Below are 854 nucleotides of genomic sequence, written 5' to 3' on the forward strand. Positions count from 1 at the left end.
TCATCGACGCGGTCCTTCTTTTCCTTGACCTCGACCTCGGTCGCGCCGCCGACGCGGATCACCGCGACGCCGCCCGCGAGCTTGGCCAGACGCTCCTGCAGCTTCTCCTTGTCGTAGTCCGAGGTGGTCTCCTCGATCTGCTGCTTGATCTGGGCGACACGGCCCTGGATCTCGGCCTTCTTGCCGGCGCCGTCGACGATGGTGGTGTTCTCCTTGGAGATCGACACCTTCTTGGCGCGGCCGAGCATGTTGAGGCCGACATTCTCGAGCTTGATGCCGAGGTCTTCCGAGATGACCTGGCCACCGGTGAGGATGGCGATGTCTTCCAGCATCGCCTTGCGGCGATCACCGAAGCCCGGAGCCTTGACGGCGGCGATCTTCAGGCCGCCACGCAGCTTGTTGACGACGAGCGTGGCCAGAGCCTCGCCTTCGACGTCTTCCGAGATGATGAGCAGCGGCTTCGAAGTCTGCACGACGGCTTCCAGCACCGGCAGCATGGCCTGCAGGTTGGAGAGCTTCTTCTCGTGCAGCAGGATGTAGGCGTCTTCCAGATCGGCGACCATCTTGTCGGCGTTGGTGACGAAGTAGGGCGACAGATAGCCACGGTCGAACTGCATGCCTTCGACGACTTCCAGCTCGGTCTCGGCGGTCTTGGCTTCCTCGACGGTGATGACGCCTTCGTTGCCGACCTTCTGCATCGCCTCAGCGATCATCTTGCCGACCGACTCGTCGCCATTGGCCGAGATCGTGCCGACCTGGGCGACTTCCTCGGAGGTCTTGATCTTCTTGGCGGCCTTGCCGAGCGCCGTGACGACTTCGGTGACTGCGAGGTCGATGCCGCGCTTCAGGTCCAT

The 854-nt window shown here is 63.0% G+C and carries 1 protein-coding gene; it reads right to left on the reverse strand.

Features of this window, described 5'->3' with window-relative positions; genetic code table 11:
* Nucleotides 1–854 (reverse strand): chaperonin GroEL (gene groEL, locus DH10_RS04725; RefSeq protein WP_192384308.1); only part of this gene is annotated, 854 nt, incomplete at both ends.

Origin of the sequence: Mesorhizobium silamurunense, from assembly GCF_014843825.1 — a bacterium.
In the GTDB taxonomy this organism is placed as follows: domain Bacteria; phylum Pseudomonadota; class Alphaproteobacteria; order Rhizobiales; family Rhizobiaceae; genus Mesorhizobium; species Mesorhizobium silamurunense.